Genomic DNA, 1895 nt, shown 5'->3' with positions numbered 1-1895 from the left:
CAGCCGGGGGGGCGTGCCCCGTCAGGGGCGGTCAGCCGGGGGGGGGGGGGGCCGGGGCGGCGGGGGCGGTGGCGGCCGTGGTGGCCGCGGCTGCGGGAGCGCTCGCCATGTGGGCCCGCACCCGGCCGAGGTGGAGGTCCATGAGCGCGGCGGCGCGCTCGCCGTCACCGTCCGCCACGGCGGAGGTGATCTCCTCGTGGTCGTCCAGGGAGCCGGCCGTGTGGGCCGCCGGAACGTCCAGCGGACTGCGCAGCAGGATGATCTGCTGCTGCACCCGCCACAACTGCTCGGCGACGCGCGGACTTCGCGCGGTGTCCGTCAGGGTCCGGTGGAAGTCCAGGTCGAGGCGGTGCACGAAGCGCCGGCCGCCCTGGATGGTCTTCCGCGCCCGCGCGCAGGCCGAGCGCAGCGCGGCGATGTCCTTGTCGTCGCGGCGCTCCGCGGCGAGCCGGGCGGATGCCGTCTCCAGCGCCGTACGGAGTTCGAACAGGGCCCGGACGTCGTCGGGTTCGGCCGCGAACACCGTGGCTCCGCGGTTGGGGTTGTGGACGAGCAGCCCCTCGCTGACGAGTTGCCGCACGGCCTCGCGCAGAGGGCCCCGGCTGGTGCCGAGTTCCCGGGCGAGCACCACCTCGTTGATCCGGGTCCCGGGTCGCAGGTGGCCGCCGAGCAGGCGTTCGCGCAGCACCTCGGCGATCTGGACGGCGAGGCCGCGTTGCAGGGTCTCACTCACGGGAAACGCCTCCTCTGGATCACCGAAGTGTGGATGGTCGAAGTGTTGACAGTCGCCAGTTGACAGGTGTGTTTCGGCAGGTGTCAAGGGTCCCCGTCGAAATCGTCCCCACATTCGACAGGTTCGATTTCAAGTGGTAACTGTCAACAGTTGACTCGAACTGGAGAGGCGGGCGTATCCGATGCACACCGTGGTGGCCGAGGTCTGGCGTGGGGATTTCCTGGAGTCCGTGCACCACGGGACGGTCCTCGCGACCGGCCCGGACGGTTCCGACGTCCTGCGGATCGGGGACGTCGACGCCCCCATGTACCCGCGCTCCTCCAACAAGCCCCTCCAAGCGCTCGGCATGCTCCGCGCCGGGCTCGGCCTCGACGGCGAACTCCTGGCCCTGGGCTGCGCCAGCCACTCCGGGGAGGACATCCACCTGGAGGGCGTACGGGCGATACTCGGCTCGGCCGGTCTCGGCACCGACGCGCTGCGCTGCACGGCCGCCCTGCCGATCGGCGAGGGCGCGCTGCGCGCGTACCTGGCGGGCGGGGGGCAGCCCTCGCCGCTGACGATGAACTGCTCGGGCAAGCACGCGGCGATGCTGGCGACCTGTGTCGCGAACGGCTGGGACACCGCCACGTACCTCGACCCGGAGCACCCGCTCCAGGTGGTGCTGCGCGAGACGCTGGAGGAGCTGGCGGGCGAGCGGGTCGCCGCGACCGGGATCGACGGCTGTGGCGCGCCGCTGTTCGCCATCAGCCTCCGGGGGCTCGCCCGGGCGTTCGGCCGGCTGGCCTCGGCGCCGGAGGGAAGCCTCGAACACCGCGTGGCCCGCGCGATGAACACGCACCCGCGGTACGTCGGCGGCACCGGCCGGGACGTGACACGGATCATGGGCGCCCTGCCGGGTGCCGTCGTCAAGGACGGCGCCGAGGGCGTGTACGCGCTCGGCCTGCCCGACGGGTCCGCGGTGGCGCTCAAGATCGCCGACGGCTCCCAGCGGTCCCGGCCCGTGGTGATGGTCGCGGCGCTGCGCCGCCTCGGCGTCATCGTGGACGGCGACGGGACGCTGCGCGCCATCGCCACCGAGCTGGTGCTCGGCCACGGAGAGCCGGTCGGCGCGGTCCGCCCCACGTTCTGACGGCGCCGGGGGCGGACCCGGCGCCGTCAGAAC

General features: G+C 73.5%; 2 protein-coding genes. One reads left to right on the top strand and one right to left on the bottom strand.

What is annotated here, in order from left to right:
• Positions 1-31: 31 nt before the first annotated feature.
• The gene (locus tag LCE31_RS39320; protein WP_225023059.1) at positions 32-733 is read right to left on the bottom strand and encodes a GntR family transcriptional regulator; all 702 of its coding nucleotides are present in this window, start codon (positions 731-733) and stop codon (positions 32-34) included.
• A gap of 181 nt (positions 734-914) precedes the next feature.
• Between LCE31_RS39320 and LCE31_RS39315 the strand changes: the two genes are divergently transcribed.
• Positions 915-1862: an asparaginase gene (locus LCE31_RS39315; protein ID WP_225023057.1), complete on the top strand. Its 948-nt coding sequence runs from the start codon at positions 915-917 to the stop codon at positions 1860-1862.
• Positions 1863-1895 lie beyond the last annotated feature (33 nt).

Origin of the sequence: Streptomyces sp. 8L, from assembly GCF_020176795.1 — a bacterium.
GTDB lineage: Bacteria > Actinomycetota > Actinomycetes > Streptomycetales > Streptomycetaceae > Streptomyces.
The sequence above is the reverse complement of the archived record's forward strand: the minus strand, read 5'-3'. Positions and strand labels throughout refer to the sequence as shown.

Bases quoted from the DNA above. Each gene is read 5' to 3' on its own strand.
- LCE31_RS39315 (WP_225023057.1), top strand. From the start codon at position 915: ATGCACACCGTGGTGGCCGAGGTCTGGCGTGGGGATTTCCTGGAGTCC.